We start from the raw sequence: 25,729 nt of genomic DNA, 5'->3' as shown, positions 1-25,729 counted from the left end.
ACTAATCTCTTGGTGGTGGCGGTGGCGCAAGTACTTCGCGGTTACCATTATGTCCAGATGCACTTACGACGCCACTTAATTCCATTTGTTCAACAATTCGTGCTGCCCGATTGTAACCAATTCTAAATTTACGTTGCACACTACTGACTGACACCTTACGTGACTGAGTAACGAATGCCACGGCCTCATCATAAAACGCATCCATTTCTTGATCGTCTCCCTCAGCTTGCTCGCCGGGCAGCAAAATTTCAGCAGTTGCTTCGCCATTGAGGATCTCATCAATATATTCAGGTTCGCCGCGTAGCTTCCAATCTGCAACCACAGCATGTACCTCATGGTCATCCACAAAAGCCCCGTGAACGCGCGTCGGAACCGCTGTACCTGGCGGCAGATACAACATATCTCCAGCCCCTAAAAGCGCTTCAGCACCTTGTTGGTCAAGGATCGTACGCGAATCAATTTTGCTTGATACCTGAAATGCAATGCGTGTTGGTATGTTGGCTTTAATCAAACCCGTTATGACGTCTACTGAAGGTCGCTGCGTAGCCAGAACAAGGTGAATACCTGCTGCACGCGCTTTCTGAGCGATACGGGCAATGAGTTCTTCGACTTTCTTACCGACAATCATCATCATATCAGCGAACTCATCGACAACCACGACAATAGAGGGCAACTTCTCAAGATCAGGTGCTTCGGTGAGCATACTTTCTTCTGGACGCCAAAGTGGATCTTTAATTGGCTCGCCAGCTTCGATGGCTGCTAAAATTTTAGTGTTATAGCCCTTAAGATTACGTACACCAAGCTCAGACATTAAGCGGTAACGGCGTTCCATCTCCCCCACGCACCAACGCAGCGCGTTGGCGGCTTCTTTCATGTCGGTAACGACTTCAGCTAAGAGATGAGGAATACCCTCGTAAACCGATAATTCGAGCATTTTCGGATCAATCATGATCATGCGTACGTCTTCCGGTTTAGATTTATATAATAAGCTTAAGATCATCACATTCACGCCCACCGACTTACCCGAGCCAGTGGTACCTGCAACCAAAAGGTGCGGCATCTTTGCTAGGTCAACGATGACGGGCTTCCCTGAAATGTCAGCGCCTAAAACCATAGTTAATGGTGAGCTGGCCGATTGAAAAGCCTCACACGTTATGACTTCACTTAAACGCACCATTTCTCGGTTCTTATTAGGTAACTCAAGGCCGATTACAGATTTACCAGGGATCACTTCTACTACGCGCACAGAAATTGCAGACATCGCGCGCGCCAAATCTTTTGATAATGCGGTTATCTTACTAACCTTTACACCGGGAGCTAAATCCAATTCGAAACGAGTAATCACCGGCCCTGGGTAAACGCCAACCACACTTGCTTCGATATTAAAGTCAGCCAGTTTTTGTTCAACCAACCGCGATACTTGCTCTAATTCTTCAGCGGATATTGGGTTCTCGTGTTTATCGGGTCGTTCCAGTAAATCAAAGGATGGCATTGGCGTGGTAGGTTCAGCTTTAACTGTCACCGAATCCACCACAGCATTTACCGAATTTGGTGCCTGCACGGCTTCTTTTTGCACAATGTCGTTTTCAGTTTTTTCTGTCGTATGCTCGCGGTCGATACTACGACGCGAGGCAAATCGCTGTTTTAAACTATCTAAGCGACTGATCGCAGGTACCTCTGAATCCTCAATCTCTGAACTCGTACTTTTATCAGAACTAAAGACCTCATCCGGAATACCGAAATGGGGCTCCTGTTGCGCTGGTTGCGCCTCAGCAGGCGACGCTCGAAGACGCGTGATAGTAACGTCGGTAGGTGTATCCTCAGCAGGTTTAGCAAGGCGTAGCCGCTGCGGCAACTGAAGCTGTTTGGCATGAGCGGGTAATTTTAATGACGCCTGCGCTGACAGAATGGCATACTTACCAATACCATCAATCACTGCCAACCAAGAAATACCTGTCATTAAGGTAATACCTGTTAACACGAAGCACAGCAGTAGTAACGTCGTGCCAGCCAAATTGAAATAAGGTAGCAGTGCTGAGCTCATGACATCACCAACCATTCCGCCCGCGGGAAAGCTGAACAAGTTATCGACATTTAAGCTGAGGAGACTGGAAGCGCCAAGCATAAATAAGACAAAACCAATGATCCGCAAACCAATCGTCAGGTAGTCAAATTCTGCCAATGTTTTTACGTGTTGAAACAGGAACCAGCCGATGACAGCACAGCCAATTGGAGCTACATAAGCTAGATAGCCCAAAAAGAAGAGCAAAATATCAGCAAACCAAGCACCGGTTGCACCGCCCCAATTTTGCACATTGGCTTGCAAACCCACCTGACTCCAACCAGGATCGGCCGGATGAAAGGAGACGATTGCTAAGAGTAAGAAAAATGCGAATGTGCAAGCCAGCATCATGCCGACTTCAAACAGTCGCTGTACACCTGATAATCGCGCCATAACCCTAAATTAATCACCTTGAGTGCTAAAACTCGCGCACTGAGCACACTCTATTTATTTTTATTATTTAACTGTAAAGATTACCACAACACTGCCCGACGAAGGAAAAAAATCAACAAAAACTCACCATGAAATTTAGCTTTTAAGGCTAATATGTACCTGCGTTGTGGATTTAACCTCTTCCATCACTACATAGGTGCGCGATTCGCTTACGCCCGGCAGTCTTAACAGCGTATCGCCAAGTAATTTTCGATAACTTGACATATCAGCAACCCGCGCTTTGAGTAAAAAATCAAAATTACCCGACACCAAATGGCATTCCTGAATATCATCATGCAATTTAACTGCAGCAGAAAATTCTGCGAAGATATCCACTGACGTTTTGGTCAACGTGATTTCCACAAAAACCAACATGGCGGCTCCGAGCTTATCAGGATTAACCATGGCACGGTAACCAGTGATGTACCCCTGCCCTTCTAACCGCTTAACTCGCTCTAAACAGGGGCTAGGACTTAAGCCGACACGCTTGGCAAGCTCTACATTCGATAAGCGACCATCTTTCTGCAATTCAATTAAGATTCTGCGGTCGATTTTATCCAAACTTTTCGGTGTTTTGGCCAGCATACAATAATCTCAAAAATGCTTTAAACCGCATAATATCCTGTAACTGTTTAAACTTCAGCCATTTCTTTGCCTTTTTTCTGAGTATACTGCGCGGGTTTTCAATTTGTTAAAAGGTTGTTTCAATGCTTGTAGGTGTACCAAAAGAGATTAAAAATCATGAATACCGTGTTGGCTTAACGCCTGCAGCAGTCAAAGAGTTTGTCGCTCATGGCCACGAGGTTATCGTGCAAACTCATGCGGGCACTGCCATCGGTTTTGACGATGAAATGTATATTGAAGCTGGCGCTAGTATCATTGAAACCGCAGAAGAGATTTTTGCGCGTGCAGAGATGATCGTTAAAGTGAAAGAGCCGCAACCGAATGAATGTAAAATGTTGCGTGAAGGACAAACGCTTTACACTTACTTGCATTTAGCCCCTGATCCAACCCAAACTCAATTATTAGTTGAATCAGGTGCAACCTGTATTGCCTACGAAACAGTAACCGATCCACGTGGTGGTCTACCGTTACTGGCACCAATGAGTGAAGTCGCTGGCCGCATGTCAGTACAAGCAGGCGCGCATTACCTAGAAAAGGCACATGGTGGCAGTGGTACATTGCTGGGCGGCGTGCCAGGAGTAGCCCCCGGTAAAGTTTTGATCATTGGTGGCGGTGTGGTTGGCACTAACGCGGCTAAAATGGCCATTGGACTTGGTGCAGATGTCACCATTCTTGATCGATCATTACCTCGTCTTAGAGAGCTTGATGATATTTTCGGTAATCAAATTAAAACCGTATATTCAACTGTTGATGCGATTGAACATTATTCATCAAAGGCTGATTTGGTGGTCGGTGCTGTATTAATCCCTGGCGCTGCAGCGCCTAAATTGCTTAACACGGCGCACATTAACGCAATGAAGAAAGGCTCAGTGCTAGTTGATGTTGCTATTGATCAAGGTGGTTGCTTTGAAACTTCACGCGCGACAACCCATCAAGATCCGGTTTATATCGTCGATGGTGTCGTCCATTATTGCGTAGCCAACATGCCAGGTGGTGTAGCGAGGACTTCAACAATGGCGCTAAATAATGCCACTCTGCCATTTGGTCTGGCACTCGCAAACAAAGGTCCTAAACAGGCAATGCTTGATAATCCACATTTGTTGAATGGATTGAATGTCCACCAAGGTAAAATCACATATGCGGCGGTTATGGATGCGTTGGGTGAACAGTTATCCTTGCAATATCAAGACGCAGCTGAAGCTTTAAAAAGCTAGTATTGCAATAACAACTGATACAAAAGGCTACCTATTGAGTAGCCTTTTGTATTTCTGCATTAATTAAGCTGAGTGCTTCAAGTGGCGAGTCAGCCTGAGTGATCGGTCGACCAATGACCATGTAATCTACGCCATATTTAATTGCCGCACTTGGCGTCACTATGCGTACCTGATCATCCTGACTCGCGCCAGCTGGTCGAATCCCAGGAGTGACGAGTTCGAACTCTTTACCTAGCGCTTGCTTTAGGTTACTGGCCTCTTGTGCGGAACAAACCACGCCATCAAGACCACACGCTTGGCTTAAAGACGCTAGTTTTAAAACTTGTTCACCAACCGAAGTATTTGGCACTACCCCACTGAGTTGTGCCTGATCCATACTCGTTAATACTGTCACTGCTATAAGCTTGACATCTGCACCGGCCTGCGCAAGTTGCTGTTGTGTGTGGCTCATCATTTTTGCGCCACCTGAGGCATGAACGTTCACCATCCATACCCCTAGATCAGCAGCCGCTAGGCAGGCTTTCGCAACAGTATTGGGGATATCGTGAAATTTGAGGTCAAGAAACACATCAAAATTCCTACTGACTAAGCGGCGCACAATGTCAGGGCCTAAGCGTGTGAACAGCTCTTTTCCAACCTTCAATCGGCATTGATCAGGTGCTAACTGGTCTACTAAATCAAGGACCTGATGCTCAGTCTCAAAATCTAATGCGACAATTACTTTTGCTTCACTCACCCTACTACTCTCCGTCTAAGCCTTTGATAGGTTTTACTACGCCCCACTTCTTACACGACGGGCATAACCAATAAACTTTGCGCCCTGAGAATCCGCAGTTTCCACAGCGATACTTAGGACGTTGTAACATTTGTTGTTCTACCAAACCACGCAATAACGCAAGGCTACTGGTGTTAGGATCTTGCTTGTGCTGTGCTATATATAAGCGCATCAGAGTAGCAAAGCCTTTCATTGTGGGCTTCTTGCGCAACTGCTCATAAAGTAATTGCGTCGCTTCATCCGTTTGGCCTTGATTCGCCATTAAATTGACTTTAGCTAAATAGGCAGACGCACAAACATTGCCATATTCATTCAGCACTTGTTCAAATCGTGCCCAATCACCGAGCTGTTCAGCGCAGGTTTCCAACAACGGAATGGCTTCGCTAAGCCAGTTAATATCCCGTTTGGGAACCTCTAGTAAACAATCAAAAGCATCTGTGTACGCTTGCTTATCGATTGCTAAACGACCGAGCATCAACCATGGACGAATGGCTTTTTCGTCAGATTGAGTGGCCTTTTGTAAATAAATAACCGCGTTTTCTTGGTCGTTTTGCTGCAGTGATTTCTCAGCTTGTTCGCAGTAAAAGTGTGCTAACCGAACGAGGATATCATTATCATCGCCATGGCAATCCACCATGCGTTCAGCCAAATCGATGGCTCTGTCCCACTCCTTTGTCGTCTGGTAGATTTTAAACAGATTGGTTTGGGCGTCGATGTAATGTTTGTCGGAGTTAAGCAACTGCAAATAGGCATTTTCAGCCCGCTCAAGAAAACCCGCCTGTGTGTAGTCTCGGCCTAACTCACGTAACGCATTCTCGCGCTGTGCAGGCTCAATTTCATCTCGACTGACCAAGTTTTGATGCACTTTGATAGCGCGATCAAGCTCACCGCGATGGCGAAAGAAATTCCCCATCGCAATATGTGTCTCAACCGTATCATTATTCAGGTCTATCATTTTAATCAGAGTATCAACGGCTTTATCTGGTTGCTCTGATAATAAAAAGTTTAATCCCCGATAGTAGTGTTTAGAAAGAATACTGGATTGCTTACGTTGGGCCTGACGCAAACTGTTACGCCCCATCACCCAACCATAGCCAACTGCGACGGGCAGAAGTAGAAACAGAAGTTCTAACATGAATTACTCGTTTTGCAGCTTTTTGAGCTTTTGCTTAGCAATACCTAATTTAACTCTTAATGCCAACCAACTGGTCATTAATATACATAAACCCACGGTCACGCCAATCGTCATAACGATAGCCATCAAGGTACTGAGTTTTAGTGTAGCTTGGGCAATTAAAAAGTTGACTGTTACAACTTGGCTATTTTGCGCACCTATCAGCACGAAAATACATGCCAACACAATCACAATTAAAAATAACGCTAACCCTCTCAAGGACTATCTCTCCCGTAGCAACAAGCTGCAATTACATCGCTGCGTTCACGCGGTCCCGGAGTTCTTTACCCGGTTTGAAGTGGGGTACGTACTTCCCTTCTAACTGAACAGTTTCACCCGTTTTGGGATTGCGTCCTACGCGCGGTGCACGGTAATGCAAAGAAAAACTGCCAAACCCACGGATCTCAATACGCTCACCTTTTTGCAGCGTTTGCGCGAGTTGCTCGAGCAGCTCTTTTACTGCAATTTCAAGCTCTTTAGCAGGGATGTGCTCAGCCTTTAAGGCCAATCTTTCGATAAGTTCAGACTTTGTCATGGCAACCTCACGATAGTTAGATATCTCGATGTTACCAGCAGGAGGAGGAAGGCGCATCAGATTGATGCGCCTAAATTGGGAGAATTACTCGCCTTTTGCTGCTTTGAAAGCTTCAGCCATGGCATTAGCAAAACCAGCGTCTTCTTGCTGATTGACTTTATCCAATGCTTCTTTCTCGTCAGCTTGATCCTTCGCTTTAACAGAAAGGTTAACCATGCGGTTCTTGCGATCAACGCCCATAAACTTGGCTTCGATTGCATCACCTACATTAACCACTTCAGAAGCGTCTTCTACTCGGTCACGTGCTAAATCACCAACACGGATGTAGCCATCAACTTCCTCAGCTAGGTTCACGGTTACGCCTTTCGCGTCAACTGCGGTAACTGTTCCATTAACGATAGCACCTTTCTTGTTATCTGTCAGATACTTATTGAAAGGATCTTCTTCGATTTGCTTAACGCCAAGAGAAATACGCTCGCGCTCTGGATCGACTTGCAATACAACAGCAGAGATTTCGTCACCTTTCTTATAGTCACGAACCGCTTCTTCACCTGATTTATTCCAAGAGATATCAGATAAGTGAACCAAGCCATCGATGCCGCCATCTAGACCGATAAAGATACCAAAGTCAGTGATTGACTTGATCTTACCGCTAACTTTGTCACCTTTTTCATGTGACTTAGCAAACTCTTCCCAAGGATTAGCAATACATTGCTTAAGACCTAGAGAGATACGACGACGCTCTTCATCAATTTCAAGAACCATTACTTCAACAACGTCGCCTAGGTTTACAACCTTAGATGGGTGAACGTTCTTGTTAGTCCAATCCATTTCAGACACGTGAACAAGACCTTCTACGCCGTCTTCGATTTCTACGAAGCAACCGTAATCAGTCAGGTTAGTTACTGCACCACTAAGCTTAGCGCCTTCTGGGTAACGATCAGCAATTTCTTGCCATGGATCGCTGCCCATTTGCTTCATGCCTAGAGAAACACGTGACTTCTCTTTGTCGAACTTAAGTACTTTAACGTTGATTTCATCACCAACGTTCACGATTTCACTTGGGTGCTTAACACGTTTCCAAGCCATATCAGTGATGTGAAGTAGACCGTCAACACCGCCTAAATCAACGAACGCACCGTAATCAGTTAGGTTCTTGACGATACCTTTAACTTCATGACCTTCTTCCAAGTTAGCCAATAGTGAATCACGCTCTGCACTGTTCTCAGCTTCGATAACAGCACGACGAGAAACAACTACGTTGTTACGCTTAGCGTCTAACTTGATTACTTTAAATTCGAGTTCTTTACCTTCAAGGTGTGCCGTATCGCGTACTGGGCGAACGTCTACCAACGAACCAGGTAAGAAAGCACGTACTGCGTTCACTTCTACTGTGAAGCCGCCTTTCACTTTACCGTTGATAATACCTTTAATGGTTTCTTTTTCTTCGTATGCTTTCTCTAGCTCGACCCACGCTTCGTGGCGTTTTGCTTTTTCACGAGAAAGGATAGTTTCACCGAAGCCGTCTTCTACTGCATCTAGTGCAACATCAACGGAATCGCCGATCGCAATTTCAAGTTCGCCGTCAGCATTCTTAAATTGGTCAGCAGGGATTGCGCTTTCTGATTTGAGACCCGCGTCTACTAGAACGATGTCTTTGTCGATTGAAACAACGGTTCCTTTAACGATGGCACCAGGACGCGTTTCAAGTTGTTGTAAGCTCTCTTCAAAAAGCTGTGCAAAATTTTCAGTCATAAAGTTCAGTTAATTTTTCAAATTTACATCCACGTTACGTTCCGGCTAACATGGGGTTGTTATTCAAAATCATCAAATTCCGTGTCGACGATACGCTATCTTGTATTTAGAAAATCATTGGGAAATTAACTTCCCGTTAATAATTTCCTTAGCCTTTTCAAAGACCTGCTCAATGCTCATTGACGTAGAATCAATAACAACCGCATCGTCTGCTGGCACTAATGGCGCGACAGACCGTTGTGTATCTCTTTCGTCTCTGGCTTTGATGTCAGATAAAAGGCGCGAAAGTTTAACATCAAGCCCCTTATCTTTCAACTGTTCGAAGCGTCTTTGCGCACGGGCTTCCGCTGACGCGGTGAGGAATATCTTGGCTGGCGCATCAGGGAAAACGACCGTCCCCATATCGCGTCCGTCAGCGATCAGTCCAGGCTCTTGTTCAAAAGCACGTTGCCGGCGCAGTAGCGCCTCTCGAACGCGCGGCAATGCCGCAACTTGTGACGCAACGCTACCGACTTCTTCAGTGCGTATGATGTCTGTTACATCTTCGCCTTCGAGGACTATCTTTTTTGCATCCCCATCAATTTCGAAAGTAACATCAAGACTTGACGCTAATGGCATCAATGCTTCTTCATCGTTTGGAGATAAACCGTGATGCGAGGACGCAACGGCTAACACTCGGTAAATCGCGCCACTATCAAGCAGGTGCCAACCGAAGTGTTCCGCTAACATAGATGCTAAAGTACCCTTCCCTGCACCGCTGGGCCCGTCGACGGTTACGACTGGAATCGACTGCATATAAACCACCCTTGGTAAAAATCGGGCGGAATTATACGCGCGCTACCACGCAATTACCACTTGGATCCTGTAACCTTTTGTGACTATTCGTTATGCTGGATGGTGGCAAAGCGCGTAAAATAGTCCGGAAATGTCTTTTTGGTGCATTGCGGGTCGAGAATAGTCACCGGGGTATCACTCAGAGCAACCAATGAAAAACACATCGCTATGCGGTGGTCATCGTAGGTTTCGATCTCAGCGTGAGTTAACTTATGTGGCGGTGTTACGCTAATGTAATCATGGCCTTCGTCTACGGTAGCTCCCACTTTACGCAATTCAGTCGCCATTGCATGCAAGCGATCGGTTTCTTTAACGCGCCAGTTATAGATGTTGGAAATGCGCGTAGTTCCCGTCGCAAACAATGCCGTTGTTGCTATTGTCATCGCGGCATCGGGAATGTGATTCATATCCATATCTACAGCCTTGAGTGGCGCTCCGGTAACACTGATGGATTCGTCCTGCCAGTCAACGCGTGCGCCCATTTTCTCGAGTACATCAGCAAAACGAATATCACCTTGAATCGATTTTTTCCCCACACCGGTTACAGTTACTGTGCCGCCCTTGATTGCTCCGGCTGCAAGAAAATAGGAAGCTGATGAGGCATCCCCCTCAACTAAAAAACGGCCTGGAGACTGATACGTTTGATTACCCGCGACTTTAAAGGTCTGATAATTCTGATTCTCAACCAACACGCCAAACGCAGCCATGGTAGCAAGGGTTATATCGATATACGGTTTAGAGACCAAATCACCTTCAATGGTGATCACAGAATCATCTGCGAAAAGCGGCGCAGCCATTAACAAAGCCGTTAAGAACTGACTAGATACACTACCGTCAACAGTAATATTGCCGCCGGATAACTGTTTACCCAAAATGGTGAGCGGCGGATATCCTGAATTTTTCAAGAACGTAATGTCGGCTCCTGCAGACACTAAGGCATCGGTAAGATCACCGATTGGACGCTCTTCCATCCGCGGTTCACCCGTTAAGGTAACCTTAACATCAGAGGTCGCAAGCACTGCACACAGTGGGCGCATTGCTGTGCCTGCATTGCCAAGAAATAGTGAGAGTGGTTGTGGTTGCGAAAAGCGCCCACTCAAGCCCTGAACCACACATACATCGCCAGATTCGTTTAACGAGTAGGTTACGCCTAACTCTTTTAACGCATTCAACATATGCTTAATATCATCACTGTTGAGCAGATTGGTGAGTGTCGTAGTGCCATTAGCCAGTGCCGCTAATAGTAGCGCTCGATTAGACAAGCTTTTTGAACCTGGCACATTGACCGTGCCCGCAACATGAGCAATTGGGTTGAGTAATAACTTGTCCATTGTCTATCCTTGAGTACGTTCAAACTCACGCATGAACTCAATCAGCGTTTTTACCCCAGCTAATGGCATCGCATTATAAATACTCGCACGCATGCCTCCCACTGAGCGATGCCCTTTCAAGGCATGTAATCCAGCCTCCACTGAAAGCGTTAGAAAACGTTCGTTAAGAGATTCATCTGCAAGCTGAAATACCACATTCATTCGGGAACGATTAGCGTCCATGATGCGATTATTAAATAAACTGGATTGGTCTAAAAATTGATAAAGCAGCTCAGCTTTTTGTTTGTTTAATGCTTCAGCTGCACTGACACCGCCATTGGCCAGCAGCCATTTAAATACCAAGCCAGATAAATACCAGCTGTAAGTTGGCGGTGTGTTAAACATCGATTCGTTGTTGGCTGCGGCCGTATAATCTAGGATAACCGGCGTTTGTGCTTGCGGCTTGCCGAGTAAATCTTCCCGCACAATAACGACCGACAACCCACTTGGACCAATATTCTTTTGCGCCCCTGCGTAGACCAAAGCGTAATCTTCAACATTAACTTGGCGCGATAAAATATTCGATGACATATCAGCAACCAGCGGCGCTTTAGTCTCGGGCACATCGAAAATCTCTATGCCATCCACTGTCTCGTTTGGACAATAATGCACAAAGGCGTGTTCATCGCTGTCGTTATACAGCGCTAGGTCAGCACCTAACCGGCCATCTCTTTCAACCCGAATATCCGTTTTTGCTGCGTGAATAAACTTTTCCGCTTCCACCACGGAAGCCTTCGACCAAGAGCCTGAAACTAAATGCATTCCGCTCTGTGTTGGTTTCGCTAGATTCAAAGGCACGGCTGCAAATTGACCGCGACCGCCACCATGCATAAACAGCACTCGGTAATTAGCAGGGATCTGCATTAACGTTCGTAAATCTTGTTCAGATTCTTCTGCCACGCGCATAAACTCTTTACTGCGGTGACTTATTTCCATAACCGAGGTACCAAGACCCTGCCAGTTAATGAGTTCTGCTTGCGCTTGTTTTAGCACCGCAGCCGGCAGCATTGCCGGCCCCGCGGAAAAGTTATACACGGTGTGTGTCATAGAGCCCTATTCTTCTGATGCAGCGGAATCGCTTTCTTGAGTGGTTGATGCTGCTACGCCGTCTGCGTCGATTGACTCATCGTCGAGCTCATCGGTGGTTATTTCTTCAATCCGTTCTAGCCCCACTACGTTTTCATCGTCTGCAGTTCGGATCAGACGTACGCCTTGAGTATTCCGCCCTACAACGGAAACTTCATTCACGCGAGTACGAACCAGTGTGCCTTTATCACTGATCAACATGATTTCCATGTTGTCATCCACTTGCACTGCACCGACGACTTTACCATTACGCTCAGAAACTTTGATGGACACAACGCCCTGAGTTGCGCGGCTCTTCGCTGGATAGTCAGCTAATGGCGTACGCTTACCATAACCGTTTTCAGTTACCGTCAGGATTGCGCCTTCGCCAGTCGGTACGATCAGCGAAACTACACGTTGACCAGGCTGTAATTTAATTCCTCTCACCCCGGTAGCCGTGCGGCCCATTGGGCGGATCGCTAGAATTTCTTCACCTGTGTCTGGGTCAAGTTTAACCGCTCCGGTTTCAGAATCTCTCGCCTTCTCATTGAAGCGAACCACTTTGCCTTCATCTGAGAACAACATTATGTCATCTTCACCGTTGGTGATTGCTACACCAATTAATTCATCTCCATCATTAAGGTTAACCGCAATGATGCCGTTTGAACGCGGGCGTGAATACTGAGTAAGTGCTGTTTTCTTAACCGTACCGTTGGCAGTTGCCATGATGACAAACTTGTCATCGACAAATTCCTTAATCGGTAATATGGCAGTGATCCGCTCGTCTTCCTCAAGCGGTAGAATATTGATGATTGGACGACCACGCGCATTGCGGCTAGCAAGCGGAAGTTGGTAAACCTTCAACCAATACAAGCGCCCGCGGGTACTGAAACACAAGATATGGTCATGGGTATTGGCCACAAGAAGTCGTTCAATGAAATCTTCATCCTTCATTTTGGTCGCTGACTTACCCTTACCACCACGGCGTTGTGCTTCATAATCCGATAGCTTCTGGTATTTAACATAACCTTCGTGCGACAGCGTCACTACCACATCTTCTTGTTCGATCAGATCTTCAATATCGATATCATGGCTAGCTGCGGTGATTTCGGTGCGACGCTCATCACCAAATTCATCGCGAATGGCTTCTAATTCTTCGCGGATCACTTCCATCAACCGCTCTGAACTGGCCAAGATGTGTAACAGTTCAGCAATCAACTCTAATAGACCGCGGTATTCGTCAAGGATTTTATCGTGCTCAAGACCGGTTAATTTATGCAAGCGCAAATCAAGGATTGCTTGTGCTTGTTGCTCGGTCAGGTAGTACTGGCCGTCACGGATCCCATATTCTGGCGCTAACCACTCTGGACGCGACGGATCTTCATCCCCTGCGCGCTCCAACATCTGGGCAACATCACCTAAATCCCAACCACGTGCGATCAAGGCCTGCTTAGCTTCAGAGGGGCTTGGTGAAGCTTTGATCAACTCGATAATTTCATCAATATTGGCGAGGGCTATCGCTAGACCTTCTAAGATATGAGCTCGGTCCCGCGCCTTACGCAATTCAAATACCGTACGACGAGTAACCACTTCTCGACGGTGCAGAATAAACGCTTCAAGCATTTCCTTGAGGGTAAATACTTTCGGTTGGCCATTATCCAGCGCAACCATGTTGATCCCAAATACAGTTTGCAACTGAGTATTGGCATATAAGTGATTAAGCACGACTTCGGCAGATTCATTGCGTTTAACTTCAATGACAATGCGCATTCCGTCTTTATCTGATTCGTCCCGCAATGCAGAGATACCCTCTACACGCTTTTCTTTAACGAGTTCGGCGATCTTTTCGATTAAGCGCGCTTTATTTACCTGATACGGGATCTCATGCACGATAATGGTTTCTTTACCATTATCTTCAGTCTCGATTTCGGCTCTCGCACGCAGGTAGATTTTGCCACGACCTGTGCGGTAGGCATCCTCAATCCCCTTACGACCGCTGATCATCGCCGCTGTTGGGAAGTCTGGCCCTGGAATGAAGGTCATTAACTCTTCAATCGGCATGTCAGGATTATTGATCAACTCAATACAACCATTAATGACTTCAGTTAGGTTGTGCGGTGGGATATTCGTTGCCATACCAACGGCAATACCAGAAGAACCGTTCACTAATAGGTTAGGTACTTTGGTTGGTAAAACTTCTGGGATTTGTTCGGTGCCGTCATAGTTTGGTACAAAGTTGACCGTCTCTTTATCGAGGTCAGCCAAAAGCTCATGCGAAATTTTTGCCATGCGCACTTCGGTGTAACGCATTGCAGCGGCCGAATCACCGTCCACAGAACCGAAGTTACCTTGTCCGTCCACCAGCATATAGCGCAAAGAAAACGGCTGCGCCATACGTACGATTGTGTCGTACACCGCTGAGTCACCATGAGGGTGATATTTACCTATAACGTCGCCCACCACACGTGCTGACTTTTTATACGGTTTATTGAAATCATTTTTGAGTTCGTTCATCGCAAATAAAACGCGGCGATGCACCGGCTTAAGCCCGTCGCGCACATCAGGCAACGCACGCCCTACGATTACGCTCATGGCATAGTCTAGATAGGAATTCTTCAGTTCTTCTTCGATATTAATCGGAAGGATTTCTTTCGCATTGTCAGTCATAAACTGGCTGTTCCCTTATAGGTTTTATTGGGTCATACCTGCGATACGTTAGCATCAGCGATCGGCAAGCGATCCGGCGCTATGGATTGGAAGAATACAGCAGGCTATGACACGCTTTTGGGTCATACTCCAAGCAGTTGAGTGTACCACTAGATATTCTCAAACTGTAGCCTTAGATGCGCTTCTGATAAAACTTTTAGTGAAGCCTTTACCTGGCTGATTGCAATCGTTAATAATATTGCGGATCAAAGCTAACCAAAGAGCAAAAAATGAGCACCAATGTAGATGCCAAGGAAATTCAAAAATTCTCAGATATCGCTTCTCGTTGGTGGGATCTAGAAGGCGAATTCAAGCCTTTACATCAAATTAACCCATTACGCGTTGAGTGGATAGTTGCGGCTTGTGACGGTCTGTTCGCTAAAACGATCTGTGATGTTGGCTGTGGCGGTGGCATTTTATCTGAATCCATGGCGAAGCAAGGCGCAAATGTTAGTGGCATTGATATGTCACAAGACGCTTTGGAGGTAGCTAAACTACACGGGTTGGAGTCTGGTGTTTCGGTCAATTATACGCTGAGCACAGCAGAAGCCTTTGCTGAGCAACACGCGCAATCCTTCGATGTTGTGACCTGTTTAGAAATGCTCGAACACGTGCCAGAACCGGCTTCAGTCATTCAGGCGTGTGCGCGCTTGGTTAAACCCGGCGGCCATGTCTTTTTTTCTACACTCAATCGCAACATGAAGTCGTACTTAATGGCGATCGTAGGTGCTGAATACGTGCTTAACATGGTTCCTAAGGGAACCCACGAACATGCCAAGTTCATCAAGCCCAGCGAATTGATGAGTATGATTGATGACACCCAATTAACAGTTAAAGCCGCGATAGGTTTGCACTTTAATCCGATATTGCAGAACTATTATTTATCCGATAAAAATTTAGATGTGAATTATCTTTTACATTGTCGCGTTTAATGGCAAAACCACTACATCTAGTTATGGTGTACGCAATTTTAACCTATATATCGATTTCCTCTAGGATCAATGCAAGTTATAAAAATTTGGTTTTAACGCTAAAAAACCCATTGATCTTTAGTAAACATCGCCAAGAAAAGCGGCATAACGTTAGTCCCCACTAACTTAAAATTAATGCCAAGTTTTATTTAACGAAATCCCTATATATTGGGTTGCGTTAACACCGAAAGCGCACTATCTTGTGTTTCAGTTGCTCGCTAAAAACGTATAAAAAAGCAGCGACAAATTTAATTATAAAAATACTAACGATACTCAAACTGAGCTTTATCGCTCTCTGTGTCGTGCGCTAACTCAAATGAATGGCTAAACATCATGAATAATAATCTGTATGTCACTAAACGTAATGGTGAAAAAGAAGCAATCGATCTCGATAAAATCCATAAGGTTATTACTTGGGCTGCAAAAGGGCTGAGTAATGTCTCGGTATCTCAAGTTGAAATTAAAGCGCAAATCCAGTTTTACGAAGGGATCAGCACTGAAGTCATTCACGAAACCTTGATCAAGTCTGCTGCTGATCTGATCAGCACGGATGCACCAGATTACCAATATTTAGCCGCACGTCTCGCCATTTTCCATTTACGTAAAAAAGCCTATGGCCAGTTTGAGCCCCCCACCCTTGTTGACCATGTACAAAAAATGGTGAAGGCCGGTAAATACGACACACATATTCTTGAAGACTACAGCATTGCCGAGCTTGAAGAACTCGATGCCTACATCGACCACTGGCGTGATATGGATTTCAGCTATGCCGCAGTCAAACAACTAGAAGGCAAGTACCTCGTTCAGAACCGCGTGACTGGGGAAATCTATGAATCTGCCCAGTTCCTGTATATCTTAGTGGCAGCATGTCTGTTCGCGGATTATCCCAAAGATACGCGTATGGATTACATCAAGCGTTTCTATGACGCGACATCTAAATTTAAAATCTCGTTACCCACACCCATCATGTCAGGTGTGCGAACCCCTACTCGCCAGTTCAGTAGCTGTGTATTAATTGAAACGGGTGATAGCTTAGATTCAATTAACGCAACGGCCAGCGCGATTGTTAAATACGTGAGTCAGCGAGCCGGTATTGGTATTAATGCTGGCCGGATCCGAGCGCTGGGCAGCCCTATTCGAGGTGGTGAAGCTTTCCACACCGGTTGCTTGCCGTTCTATAAGTACTTCCAAACAGCCGTTAAAAGCTGTTCACAAGGTGGTGTTCGAGGCGGGGCAGCCACCCTATTCTACCCACTCTGGCATCTAGAGGTTGAATCGTTACTAGTACTTAAAAATAACCGTGGTGTTGAAGAAAACCGTGTGCGCCATCTTGATTACGGTGTGCAGTTTAATAAGCTGATGTATCAGCGGATGATCAAGGATCAGTACATTACCTTGTTTAGCCCATCGGATGTACCTGGGTTGTACGATGCGTTTTTTGCGGATCAGGATGAATTTGAGCGCTTATACGTGCAGTATGAAAATGATCCCAGTATCCGTAAGAAACAAATTAAAGCTGTAGAGTTGTTCAGTTTATTTATGCAAGAGCGAGCAAGTACTGGGCGCATTTACTTACAGAATGTGGATCATTGTAATACTCATAGTCCGTTTAATCCGCAATTAGCACCGGTACGCCAAAGTAATTTATGCCTTGAAATTGCTCTGCCGACTAAACCGTTGCAGCACGTTAATGATGAAGAAGGTGAAATTGCCTTATGTACCCTCTCAGCCTTTAACTTAGGTGCGATCCAAAGCCTAGATGAGTTTGATGAATTAGCGGATTTGGCTGTACGAGCACTGGATTGTTTGCTCGACTATCAAGACTACCCAGTACCAGCGGCGCGTAACGCCACTGAAGGTCGTCGTACGCTGGGTATCGGTGTGATTAACTTTGCATACTACCTAGCGAAGAATGGGGTCAAGTATTCTGATCACAGTGCTAATGGTTTGGTCCATCGTACCTTTGAAGCAATGCAATATTACTTACTCAAAGCATCGAATAACCTAGCGAAAGAAAAAGGCGCTTGTCCTAAGTTTAACGAAACCACCTACTCACAAGGCCTAATGCCAGTTGATACCTATCGTAAAGAGCTTGATGCTATTTGCGACGAACCTTTGCATTATGACTGGGATGCATTGCGAGAGGACATCGTAAAACACGGTCTGCGCAACAGTACCTTATCCGCGCTAATGCCTTCGGAGACCTCCTCCCAGATCTCTAATGCAACCAATGGTATTGAACCACCACGTGGTCACATCAGTATCAAATCAAGTAAAGACGGCGTATTGAAGCAAGTCGTGCCTGAATATGAGCGGTTGAAAGATCAATATGAATTGCTGTGGGATATTCCGTCAAATGATGGCTATTTGCAGCTGGTCGGCATTATGCAGAAGTTCATTGACCAAACCATTTCAGCCAACACCAATTACGACCCGAGTAAGTATGATGGCGGCAAGGTGCCTATGAAGCTATTGCTTAAGGACTTGTTGACTACTTATAAACTAGGCGTGAAAACGTTGTACTACCACAACACCCGAGATGGTGCCTCTGACAGCAGCAGTGTTGCAATTACATCAGCGGGCGTTAAACAACCTCAAGCCACTGAAGTAGTCATGGCTGAAGATGACGATTGTGCGGGTGGTGCTTGCAAGATCTAATGCAAGTGCCAAAGCAACAGCAAAGCGCGAACACGTACGAAGAATCGATATAAGAATAGGTTTCCATGAAATATACAACGTTTAATCAAACTGTTACGGACACTATGTCAGAACCCATGTTTATGGGGAATCCGGTGAATGTTGCGCGTTACGACCAACAAAAGCACGAAATCTTTGAAAAGTTAATCGAAAAGCAGATCAGCTTCTTTTGGCGTCCAGAAGAAGTTGATGTGAGTAAAGATCGGGTAGATTTCCAGAAACTGAGCGACGCCGAGCAGCATATTTTTATTTCTAATTTAAAATATCAAACACTGCTCGACTCTGTACAAGGCAGAAGCCCAAATATTGCGCTGTTGCCGATTGTATCTCTTCCTGAATTAGAAACATGGATTGAGACGTGGTCGTTTTTCGAAACGATTCACTCGCGCTCTTATACCCATATTCTGCGTAACTTATTTACCGATCCCAGTAATGTGTTCGATGACATCGTGGTGAATGAGGAAATTAAAAAACGCGCCAGTGATATTAGTCGCTATTATGATGATCTCATTTTCTACACCCAACTTTGGCAAACCTTGGGCGAGGGCTTACACACCATTAATGGTGAAGCGCACAACGTAACTATCCGTGAAATTAAAAAGAAACTCTTCTTGTGCATTAACTCAGTGAATGCCCTCGAAGCGATCCGTTTTTATGTCTCCTTTGCGTGTACGTTTGCATTCGCTGAACGGAAGTTAATGGAAGGTAACTCTAAGATCATTCGGTTAATCGCGCGTGACGAGAACGTGCATCTAACGTCAACTCAGCACATATTGAATCTATGGGCGCGTGGCAAAGATGACCCAGAAATGGCAGAAATTGCCGAAGAGTTGAAAGACGAAGCTCGCGAAATTTTCCTTAAAGCAGTAGAACAGGAAAAACAATGGGCTGACTACTTGTTCCAGAACGGCTCAATGATTGGTTTGAATAAAGACATTTTATGCCAATACGTTGAGTACATTGCGAATCACCGTATGTCGGCGATTGGAATGGACCAACCCTTCGATGTGAAGGACAACCCACTGCCATGGATGAACAACTATCTGAGTTCAGACAACGTACAAGTTGCTCCACAAGAATCTGAGATCAGCTCCTACCTTGTCGGCCAAATAGATTCTGAAGTCAGCGTAAATGACTTCGAAGATTTTGAACTGTAAGTAAGCGATACATGTGACGAGCCCTGCTGCCGACACACTGATTGTCACCGTTATCGATGGTAAGTCAGATAACGGTGACACACTCGATATAACGCCACTCCCCAAAGAGACCTTGTTAGAAACGCTTGAGCGGCACAATATCGACATCCAATTCCATTGCCGTGACGGTTTTTGCGGGGCCTGCCGTTGTAAAATGACCAGCGGCAGCGTGGATTATACCACTGACCCCCTCGCCTTTATTGACGATGATGAAATATTGCCTTGCTGTACCCGGGCCACGTCAGCGGTAACTTTGATTGTTAATTGAAAGGGTTAATCCAGTTAATAGCAGACAATCAAAGTTTTTCAGTTCAATCGCAACTTTGAGCGGAAACCTGACCGTCACTTCCGCGAAGGCGGTAGTCTGCTGAAGACAAGGAGCCGACGTTAGCATTTCGGCGTTTTTAATATCGGATTATTTTGCGGATTTGAGGCGTTATTTACTGATGGTATGAACGATCACTTTGCCTTGATTGCTGACGCTCATTTTTCATTCGCAAAAATTTGGTTGAACGAAGTTTTCACCATAGTCGTTTGTATGGATAATTCTTCCCTAAATTCATCTTCAATCCTTTTACAAGAAGGGTAAAGTGAGACCCAGACTTTGGCTGCAACCAAAGTAGGCACAGTAGCAGTTCGATTGATTGGGGGTTCCTCTGTTGAGAGACCGGTAACAAACGTGAACGCTACTGAGCACTCCAAGCACTAATCTCGAATAGTCGACTGGGCCTCTTGAGCTCGCATTTAGCAAACCAGAGTAAAGCTTATTATGAAAACACAGCACGCGCAAAAAATAACGGTAGGCGTTGATACCGGTAAGATCCTTTTGGACGTCCACGTTCGTCCATTGGGGGTAGAATTCAGGGTTACGAATGACTCTAAAGGTATTGAGTCTGCGATTAAACAGCTGAAGTCCTATTGTCCTGAACGAATAGTGATTGAGGCTACCGGTCGTTATGAATTCGCTTTTATCCTTGCATGCTCAAAAGCCAAATTACCCTTTGTAATATCCAATCCAATTCACATCAAACGTTTTGCTGGTGCGATTGGCCGTCGGGCGAAAACCGATAAGTTAGATGCGCAATTGATAGCGCATTATGGTGAAGCCATTCAACCCAAGTTTTCTCATCTCAAACCAGAGACGATGAGGATGATGGCTGATCTAGTGGCTCGCAGAAATCAGCTACTGGTGATGCGCACCATGGAAAAGAATCGGCTGAAAATAATGCCTAAAGGCCTGTCTTCCATGATAAAGCCCATTCTAACCGCACTAGAGAAGCAGATAGAAAAAAGCGATACGAAGCTGCTCAAACTAATTGAAAGTTGTCCTGACTATCAAACAAAAAGTGAGCTTGTACAAAGCATGCCAGGTATCGGCAAAACAGCGGCAGCGACCTTAATAAGCTATCTGCCAGAGTTGGGGTATATGAACAATAAACAAGCGGCAGCACTCGTGGGTGTAGCACCCATCAATAACGAGAGTGGTCGATTTAAGGGTAAGCGCAAAGTCCAAGGTGGCCGAGCACAAGTGCGAACCGTGTTATTCATGGCCATGATGTCAGCGATACAATGCAATCCGGTTTTCAAGCAAAAGTATCAGCACTTATTGGCGCAAGGTAAGCCTAAAAAAGTGGCTCTAATCGCCTGTGTCAGAAAGATGGTTGTTATCTTAAATTCGATGGTCAGAGACGGTAAGAAGTGGACTGTAACAACAGCGTAACTTGGGTGATTTGACACCATAGTCGTTTGTTATGCGTCATTTGCTGCCGACACTATCTACGTATACCCCTAGCCAATATTCTCTAACATTGATTTTTTGTTCTCCGAGTTCGATATCTTTTAATTCTATTCTCGGTAGATAGTATTTTTCGCCGCCGATAGTAATGTAACAGTTAACTGAGCCTTTGACCGAAGCACAACCTTTGTTGGTGACATCTACTACAATTTGTGATGTCTCGTATGGCACAAGTCTTAGATGAATTAGACTGATGCATATTGCGTTAACAAGTAGCCAACTGCAGCATACGAATGCTGGCAGAATAATCCCAACTGTTACCGGAATATCCTTACTTTTCAACTTAACCGACTGTCTTGATTGCCACCAATAGAAAAGACCTATTGAAAGTGCGCAGGACAATCCGGAAATTAACCATAACGCTTTTGTGCTATAGGAGATTGAGTTGAAAAAGCAACTAATCACATAAATGCAAAGAAGCATTAAAAATAGGTTAGCTAAAAATTTACTTAACTTCTTCACGATGACGCATAACATCTTATTATGAAGACTTCACAGTAACACGCAGCGGGTTTCATGCAACAAATCTCCATATTCGTATTTAATATCAGTAACTTACAAGACTCACCACACTAAAAAACACCGTTTTTTATGCGTATTACTGAGACTTCTCAGTAATAACGGGCTTAACTCGCAAGCTAATATAGGTAAATCAATGAGTTAGCATTTTTAGATGCGCAAATTTGCGTGTTACTAAGACTTCTCATTAATTACAGTTACAAATCATACCCCATTTTCAGCAATGATGGGGCCTACAGCATGATTTTAACGTAAATTTATTGCGTGTTACTGAGACTTCTCAGTAATTACAAACCCCAATTTGCACCGAAACTCATACACCACGAGGGCTACAAGCCAATTATGACTACTTTTTGATGCGTGTTACTGTGAAGTCTTAGTAATTACGGATGGTCAAATTAGTCTGCTATTGGTTCAAAAGCTGACATAGACGATGCGATTTAGTTTGGCTAATTCATCGCTTGAAATTTCTGCCTAATGGGTAGTTTTTTGAATGTCGGCAATACGTACAAAGTGATCGTTTAACCATCGATTTCTGTTGGTCTGGAAATGGCACATCGCACCCCTAAAATATCATCGTAACCTATGACCACTATGTCCTATGAGTTCAACTGGTCAATGCAAGGCTTTACTCATTTTGAAAGGGCGTTGCTATGAAGCAGAGAAAACCTATTTATTAAAATGCCCAGCAAACGTTGATTCAAACAGCTAATTAACCTTTGTTACAGCCTTTATTTGCGAACCCATCTAACTATCGCTAAGCTATGACGCTTTAACTGTTTGAGTAGAGCTAGTGCAGAGTTGGAATAAACCAGAGCCAGAAAAAGCAAACGCGGAATCTCAATACACCTTGCTGTTTGGCGACTTGTATCAGTTTATCCGCGCATCCACTGGCCTGTCGATTACCATAGCTTATCTGGTAATGATCCTAACTAGCACCGCATACTTGTACACCCTATACGACGCATTTGGTATCGACATTGTTAAGTTTATTACGCTAGAAGATATTCTCGTCGCACCAATTAAGAATCCCGATATTATTGTGGTATTTACAGCGATTACGTTATTTTTCTATTTCGCTGATATCGCCAACCTGTTTAGTGCTCGACAACGGGTAAAATATGCTCATAAGCCGATGCCTATCTACATTAGGATCCTGCTACTTATTTTCTGGGCACCTAAAAAGCGCAAGAACAATCTCCGACTCACTTTTGTTATGGGGCTTTTTTCACTTGGTGCCTATATATGGTTTTTCGCCAATAATGAAGCCGAAGATATTAAATCTGGTGGTGGCGCAAAGGTGAGCATTGTTGTTAGCGATAGAGATGCTAAGAGCACAACATTATTAGGCGTGAGTAGTTATTTCCTGTTTACCTATGACAATTCCACTCAAGAGACCACTATCTACACTATCGAGGCAGTAGAGTCTTTGCAGTACCTTGCCGAGCATTCTAAGGAATGAACGCAGATAAGTATGAGAACAGTCGAAAACGTTACTCCTGAAGCAGTTTTCTGATCGTTCTTAGCACCAGTTCCTTATCCGCAATACGCAAATGATGCTTGTTAGATTCTGAGTAAATCACCTGTGCTTTGGTTGAAAGCTGTCGGAATTGCTCATCCGCATTGGCAAAAAGGGCGTCCATAGATGTAGCGATTAGATCTGGCACGAATGGCGGGTCATATCTTTCTGTTGAGAGGTTAGCGTAGCCCCATACATCCTATCGATTTCTAAAATGAACCTTGCATTAACGATATACTGATGAATTGCACGAGGTCTCATTAAAAGACCTCGAAATCAAAACAGCTCAGGTATAGATTCGAAGAGAATGATTATAGAACTAGGTCGTTATCGCTTTCTTCTTCGCGACTTTCATCGTGCATCGACAACATAATACCGAACGTCAAAATACCCACTCGGCCCATAAACATCAAAATCACGACAATCAGTTTTCCGATAGACGTTAAGTCACCGGTTAGCCCCATACTGAGTCCAACGGTCCCAAGTGCCGAAAACACCTCGAACAGAATAACGTCCATACTTGCCGATTCCGTCATCAATAGTAACAACATAGAGCAGAACATTACGGCCATACAGAAAATAAAGCTACTCGCAGCCATTTGGAGTTTTTCCAATGGCAATACGCGCTTATTAAATCGGATTTTGTCGCGCTTTTTCAAAGTGCTTTTGACCAAGCCAACGAGCGCTGCAAAGGTAGTGGACTTTAATCCTCCCCCCGTACCTGAAGGCGATGCTCCAAACAACATAAAGAAATACATTAGAAATATGGCAACAGGCGCAAGGTCGCCGATTGGATATGTATTAAAACCAACGGTAGTCGTTGCCGTCATAACTTGAAAGAACGCCACAAGCCATCGTTCAGTTAATGGTAGCTCTGCAATCTTTGGTTCAGTCACGGCTAAAAAGACTGTACCCACCACCAGGAAGCCCAAGGTAATCTTCAAAATCACTTTGCTAGTAAAGTGGATATTTTTACATCTGCCGCGTATTAAGTCCCAAACATCAACCAGAACAATAAAACCAATGGCGCCAATTAGACTTAACGCGGCGATGGTTAAGTTAATCCCAATGTGTCCTTGATAGCCCTCAAAGCTTGTCGACATTAAACTAAAGCCTGCCGTACAAAACGCACTGACACTGTGAAAAATGGCAAACCATAATGGGGACTCCACACCGTCCGCCCAAAAGAATGCATACAATATCGCCGCTCCGATGGCTTCGACAGCAAAGGTAAATACAATCACTTTTTTGACGAACCGACTGATCCTGAAGTCTTTGGGCAGTGCAAAAGCACGCTTGCTGATTTTTAGAGAAGTGTTCATCGCTTTGTGTTTAATAGACAGCAGAATAAAAGACCCAAAGGTCATGTATCCGATACCACCGGCTTGAATCAGCAGTAAAATCACAATTTCACCAAAGAGATTAAAGTTTGTACCAGGGTCTATAGATACTAATCCAGTGGTCGACACCGCTGATGCTGATATAAAAAGACTGTCAATAAACGCAACTTCTTGCTGCTGGGCTATAGGTAATGAAAGCAGTGCCCAACCGGTGATGAGATAAAACAAATAGCCTTGCACGAGAAGTGCTGTGGGTGAAATACCCTTAAGGTACTGAGTAAGTCTACGCATAATTCCCTCGCGATTGTTGCGTGAGATTTCTACGTAACAATCTTAAAAAACGATTATAAAATATCGGAGCTAGTATTAGACTAAAGTGAATGTTTTGCCAATAGTTCTCGATTCCTTTCGATTGCAACTTATAATCATTCATCAAACGATATTATGCATGCAGAAACCTACCCTCAGCCTCACTCTAACTTAGTTATCGTCGTTAATCCTCTGGAATAGGTAAATCTTTCTTCAGCGGCTAAGGTCTAGAGCCTTTGCCTGACTTAAATGCTTTCAGCTGGTAAACATAAGCGAGTACTTCGACTACCGCCAGAAACCGCGCTTGAGGCAATTCGTGATTGACTTCAGTTGAATAGTAAACAGCACGAGCAAGCGCTGGTGACTCATCAATTGGCACATCATGCGCTGTTGCAATCTTTCGAATATGCATCGCTAATTCATCCAAGCCTTTTGCTACAACGAACGGCGCGCAATTGACGCTACGTGCCAACAGCTGACCATCTAAAAACCATGACCTTACGATCACGTTGCACGAAAAGCGGAAGTTGGCCTGACCTAAAGTGGACGACTGACATTTGCTTTATGCTTCCCGCAATGTCTTCATGCCTGATCGAGAGCGAAACGACTGAAGAGCCTTTTAATTGGTATGTTTTTTCCATTTTTATATTTAGCTATATTCCCTCTGCAATTACGCCACTTTATCAGGTTAAAAAGGCAAAAATGACGAATCTACTCAGTTAAAAGGGAAGATACTAAGACTACCCCAACAGCTGATGATAAATTGACAACACCAATGAAAGCCAAAACAAACACAGTAAAAAGACCCACAAATAACATGGCTCTAGAAATTATTTC

General features: G+C 44.7%; 20 protein-coding genes and 1 pseudogene. 7 read left to right on the top strand and 14 right to left on the bottom strand.

Going from position 1 to position 25,729, the window contains the following annotated elements:
* Position 1: 1 nt before the first annotated feature.
* Positions 2–2,455, bottom strand: coding sequence for a DNA translocase FtsK (locus tag AC121Z_RS08180; RefSeq protein WP_498127996.1), 2,454 nt, complete (start codon positions 2,453–2,455; stop codon positions 2–4).
* 135 nt (positions 2,456–2,590) lie between these two features.
* Positions 2,591–3,079, bottom strand: coding sequence for a leucine-responsive transcriptional regulator Lrp (gene lrp / locus AC121Z_RS08175; protein ID WP_498127994.1), 489 nt, complete (start codon positions 3,077–3,079; stop codon positions 2,591–2,593).
* Between the two features lie 122 nt (positions 3,080–3,201).
* On the opposite strand from lrp, the gene ald reads away from it, so the two are divergent.
* Positions 3,202–4,332, top strand: a complete 1,131-nt coding sequence (gene ald, locus AC121Z_RS08170) for an alanine dehydrogenase (protein ID WP_498127993.1) — start codon at positions 3,202–3,204, stop codon at positions 4,330–4,332.
* Between the two features lie 31 nt (positions 4,333–4,363).
* Here the strand turns inward: ald and pyrF are convergent, their stop codons facing one another.
* From pyrF to gyrA, 9 genes are all read right to left on the bottom strand, one after another.
* On the bottom strand, positions 4,364–5,068 hold the full coding sequence (pyrF, locus tag AC121Z_RS08165; protein WP_498127991.1) for an orotidine-5'-phosphate decarboxylase: 705 nt from the start codon (positions 5,066–5,068) through the stop codon (positions 4,364–4,366).
* A gap of 4 nt (positions 5,069–5,072) precedes the next feature.
* Positions 5,073–6,242 (bottom strand): lipopolysaccharide assembly protein LapB, encoded by a 1,170-nt coding sequence (gene lapB / locus AC121Z_RS08160; RefSeq protein WP_498127989.1) that lies wholly within the window; start codon positions 6,240–6,242, stop codon positions 5,073–5,075.
* Positions 6,243–6,245: 3 nt separating this feature from the next.
* Positions 6,246–6,500, bottom strand: a complete 255-nt coding sequence (locus AC121Z_RS08155; RefSeq protein ID WP_498127987.1) for a LapA family protein — start codon at positions 6,498–6,500, stop codon at positions 6,246–6,248.
* A gap of 31 nt (positions 6,501–6,531) precedes the next feature.
* Positions 6,532–6,816 carry an integration host factor subunit beta gene (ihfB, locus tag AC121Z_RS08150; RefSeq protein WP_498127985.1) on the bottom strand — a complete coding sequence of 95 codons (285 nt, stop codon included), beginning with the start codon at positions 6,814–6,816 and terminating at the stop codon, positions 6,532–6,534.
* 84 nt (positions 6,817–6,900) lie between these two features.
* Complete coding sequence (gene rpsA / locus AC121Z_RS08145) at positions 6,901–8,571, bottom strand: 30S ribosomal protein S1 (RefSeq protein ID WP_498127984.1); 1,671 nt, start codon at positions 8,569–8,571, stop codon at positions 6,901–6,903.
* A gap of 114 nt (positions 8,572–8,685) precedes the next feature.
* Complete coding sequence (gene cmk / locus AC121Z_RS08140; protein ID WP_498127982.1) at positions 8,686–9,366, bottom strand: (d)CMP kinase; 681 nt, start codon at positions 9,364–9,366, stop codon at positions 8,686–8,688.
* Positions 9,367–9,449: 83 nt separating this feature from the next.
* A complete protein-coding gene (gene aroA / locus AC121Z_RS08135) occupies positions 9,450–10,736 on the bottom strand; it encodes a 3-phosphoshikimate 1-carboxyvinyltransferase (RefSeq protein WP_498127980.1) in 1,287 nt (428 codons plus the stop codon).
* Between the two features lie 3 nt (positions 10,737–10,739).
* On the bottom strand, positions 10,740–11,822 hold the full coding sequence (gene serC, locus AC121Z_RS08130) for a 3-phosphoserine/phosphohydroxythreonine transaminase (protein WP_498127978.1): 1,083 nt from the start codon (positions 11,820–11,822) through the stop codon (positions 10,740–10,742).
* Positions 11,823–11,828: 6 nt separating this feature from the next.
* Complete coding sequence (gene gyrA / locus AC121Z_RS08125) at positions 11,829–14,507, bottom strand: DNA topoisomerase (ATP-hydrolyzing) subunit A (protein ID WP_498127977.1); 2,679 nt, start codon at positions 14,505–14,507, stop codon at positions 11,829–11,831.
* 269 nt (positions 14,508–14,776) lie between these two features.
* On the opposite strand from gyrA, the gene ubiG reads away from it, so the two are divergent.
* From ubiG to AC121Z_RS08100, 5 genes are all read left to right on the top strand, one after another.
* Positions 14,777–15,478: a bifunctional 2-polyprenyl-6-hydroxyphenol methylase/3-demethylubiquinol 3-O-methyltransferase UbiG gene (gene ubiG / locus AC121Z_RS08120; RefSeq protein ID WP_498127976.1), complete on the top strand. Its 702-nt coding sequence runs from the start codon at positions 14,777–14,779 to the stop codon at positions 15,476–15,478.
* Positions 15,479–15,850: 372 nt separating this feature from the next.
* Positions 15,851–18,175 (top strand): class 1a ribonucleoside-diphosphate reductase subunit alpha, encoded by a 2,325-nt coding sequence (gene nrdA / locus AC121Z_RS08115; protein ID WP_498127974.1) that lies wholly within the window; start codon positions 15,851–15,853, stop codon positions 18,173–18,175.
* A gap of 65 nt (positions 18,176–18,240) precedes the next feature.
* Positions 18,241–19,371 carry a class Ia ribonucleoside-diphosphate reductase subunit beta gene (nrdB, locus tag AC121Z_RS08110; protein WP_498127973.1) on the top strand — a complete coding sequence of 377 codons (1,131 nt, stop codon included), beginning with the start codon at positions 18,241–18,243 and terminating at the stop codon, positions 19,369–19,371.
* A 52-nt stretch (positions 19,372–19,423) separates the two neighbouring features.
* The gene (gene yfaE, locus AC121Z_RS08105; protein ID WP_498128189.1) at positions 19,424–19,678 is read left to right on the top strand and encodes a class I ribonucleotide reductase maintenance protein YfaE; all 255 of its coding nucleotides are present in this window, start codon (positions 19,424–19,426) and stop codon (positions 19,676–19,678) included.
* Between the two features lie 501 nt (positions 19,679–20,179).
* Positions 20,180–21,130 carry an IS110 family RNA-guided transposase gene (locus AC121Z_RS08100; protein WP_498127972.1) on the top strand — a complete coding sequence of 317 codons (951 nt, stop codon included), beginning with the start codon at positions 20,180–20,182 and terminating at the stop codon, positions 21,128–21,130.
* A 36-nt stretch (positions 21,131–21,166) separates the two neighbouring features.
* On the opposite strand, the gene AC121Z_RS08095 is transcribed toward AC121Z_RS08100, so the two are convergent.
* On the bottom strand, positions 21,167–21,667 hold the full coding sequence (locus tag AC121Z_RS08095) for a hypothetical protein (protein WP_498127970.1): 501 nt from the start codon (positions 21,665–21,667) through the stop codon (positions 21,167–21,169).
* Between the two features lie 850 nt (positions 21,668–22,517).
* On the opposite strand from AC121Z_RS08095, the gene AC121Z_RS08090 reads away from it, so the two are divergent.
* Positions 22,518–23,186 (top strand): hypothetical protein, encoded by a 669-nt coding sequence (locus tag AC121Z_RS08090; protein ID WP_498127968.1) that lies wholly within the window; start codon positions 22,518–22,520, stop codon positions 23,184–23,186.
* A 368-nt stretch (positions 23,187–23,554) separates the two neighbouring features.
* Here AC121Z_RS08090 and AC121Z_RS08085 read toward each other — a convergent pair whose 3' ends face one another.
* Both AC121Z_RS08085 and AC121Z_RS08080 read right to left on the bottom strand, forming a co-directional pair.
* Positions 23,555–24,874, bottom strand: coding sequence for a TrkH family potassium uptake protein (locus tag AC121Z_RS08085; protein ID WP_498127967.1), 1,320 nt, complete (start codon positions 24,872–24,874; stop codon positions 23,555–23,557).
* A gap of 238 nt (positions 24,875–25,112) precedes the next feature.
* Positions 25,113–25,343 (bottom strand): annotated as a pseudogene (locus tag AC121Z_RS08080) (EscU/YscU/HrcU family type III secretion system export apparatus switch protein); the annotation flags it as partial.
* Between the last annotated feature and the right edge of the window lie 386 nt (positions 25,344–25,729).

The sequence above is a fragment of the Alteromonas sp. DYW1 genome, from assembly GCF_059752595.1.
The sequence above is the reverse complement of the archived record's forward strand: the minus strand, read 5'-3'. Positions and strand labels throughout refer to the sequence as shown.

Excerpts from the sequence above, each read along its gene's own strand:
- cmk (WP_498127982.1), bottom strand. The coding sequence starts at position 9,366 with ATGCAGTCGATTCCAGTCGTAACCGTCGACGGGCCCAGCGGTGCAGGG.
- serC (WP_498127978.1), bottom strand. The coding sequence starts at position 11,822 with ATGACACACACCGTGTATAACTTTTCCGCGGGGCCGGCAATGCTGCCG.
- gyrA (WP_498127977.1), bottom strand. The coding sequence starts at position 14,507 with ATGACTGACAATGCGAAAGAAATCCTTCCGATTAATATCGAAGAAGAA.
- AC121Z_RS08100 (WP_498127972.1), top strand. The coding sequence starts at position 20,180 with ATGAAAACACAGCACGCGCAAAAAATAACGGTAGGCGTTGATACCGGT.
- ihfB (WP_498127985.1), bottom strand. The coding sequence starts at position 6,816 with ATGACAAAGTCTGAACTTATCGAAAGATTGGCCTTAAAGGCTGAGCAC.
- rpsA (WP_498127984.1), bottom strand. The coding sequence starts at position 8,571 with ATGACTGAAAATTTTGCACAGCTTTTTGAAGAGAGCTTACAACAACTT.
- lapB (WP_498127989.1), bottom strand. The coding sequence starts at position 6,242 with ATGTTAGAACTTCTGTTTCTACTTCTGCCCGTCGCAGTTGGCTATGGT.
- AC121Z_RS08085 (WP_498127967.1), bottom strand. The coding sequence starts at position 24,874 with ATGCGTAGACTTACTCAGTACCTTAAGGGTATTTCACCCACAGCACTT.
- lrp (WP_498127994.1), bottom strand. The coding sequence starts at position 3,079 with ATGCTGGCCAAAACACCGAAAAGTTTGGATAAAATCGACCGCAGAATC.
- nrdA (WP_498127974.1), top strand. The coding sequence starts at position 15,851 with ATGAATAATAATCTGTATGTCACTAAACGTAATGGTGAAAAAGAAGCA.
- nrdB (WP_498127973.1), top strand. The coding sequence starts at position 18,241 with ATGAAATATACAACGTTTAATCAAACTGTTACGGACACTATGTCAGAA.
- ubiG (WP_498127976.1), top strand. The coding sequence starts at position 14,777 with ATGAGCACCAATGTAGATGCCAAGGAAATTCAAAAATTCTCAGATATC.
- aroA (WP_498127980.1), bottom strand. The coding sequence starts at position 10,736 with ATGGACAAGTTATTACTCAACCCAATTGCTCATGTTGCGGGCACGGTC.
- ald (WP_498127993.1), top strand. The coding sequence starts at position 3,202 with ATGCTTGTAGGTGTACCAAAAGAGATTAAAAATCATGAATACCGTGTT.
- AC121Z_RS08180 (WP_498127996.1), bottom strand. The coding sequence starts at position 2,455 with ATGGCGCGATTATCAGGTGTACAGCGACTGTTTGAAGTCGGCATGATG.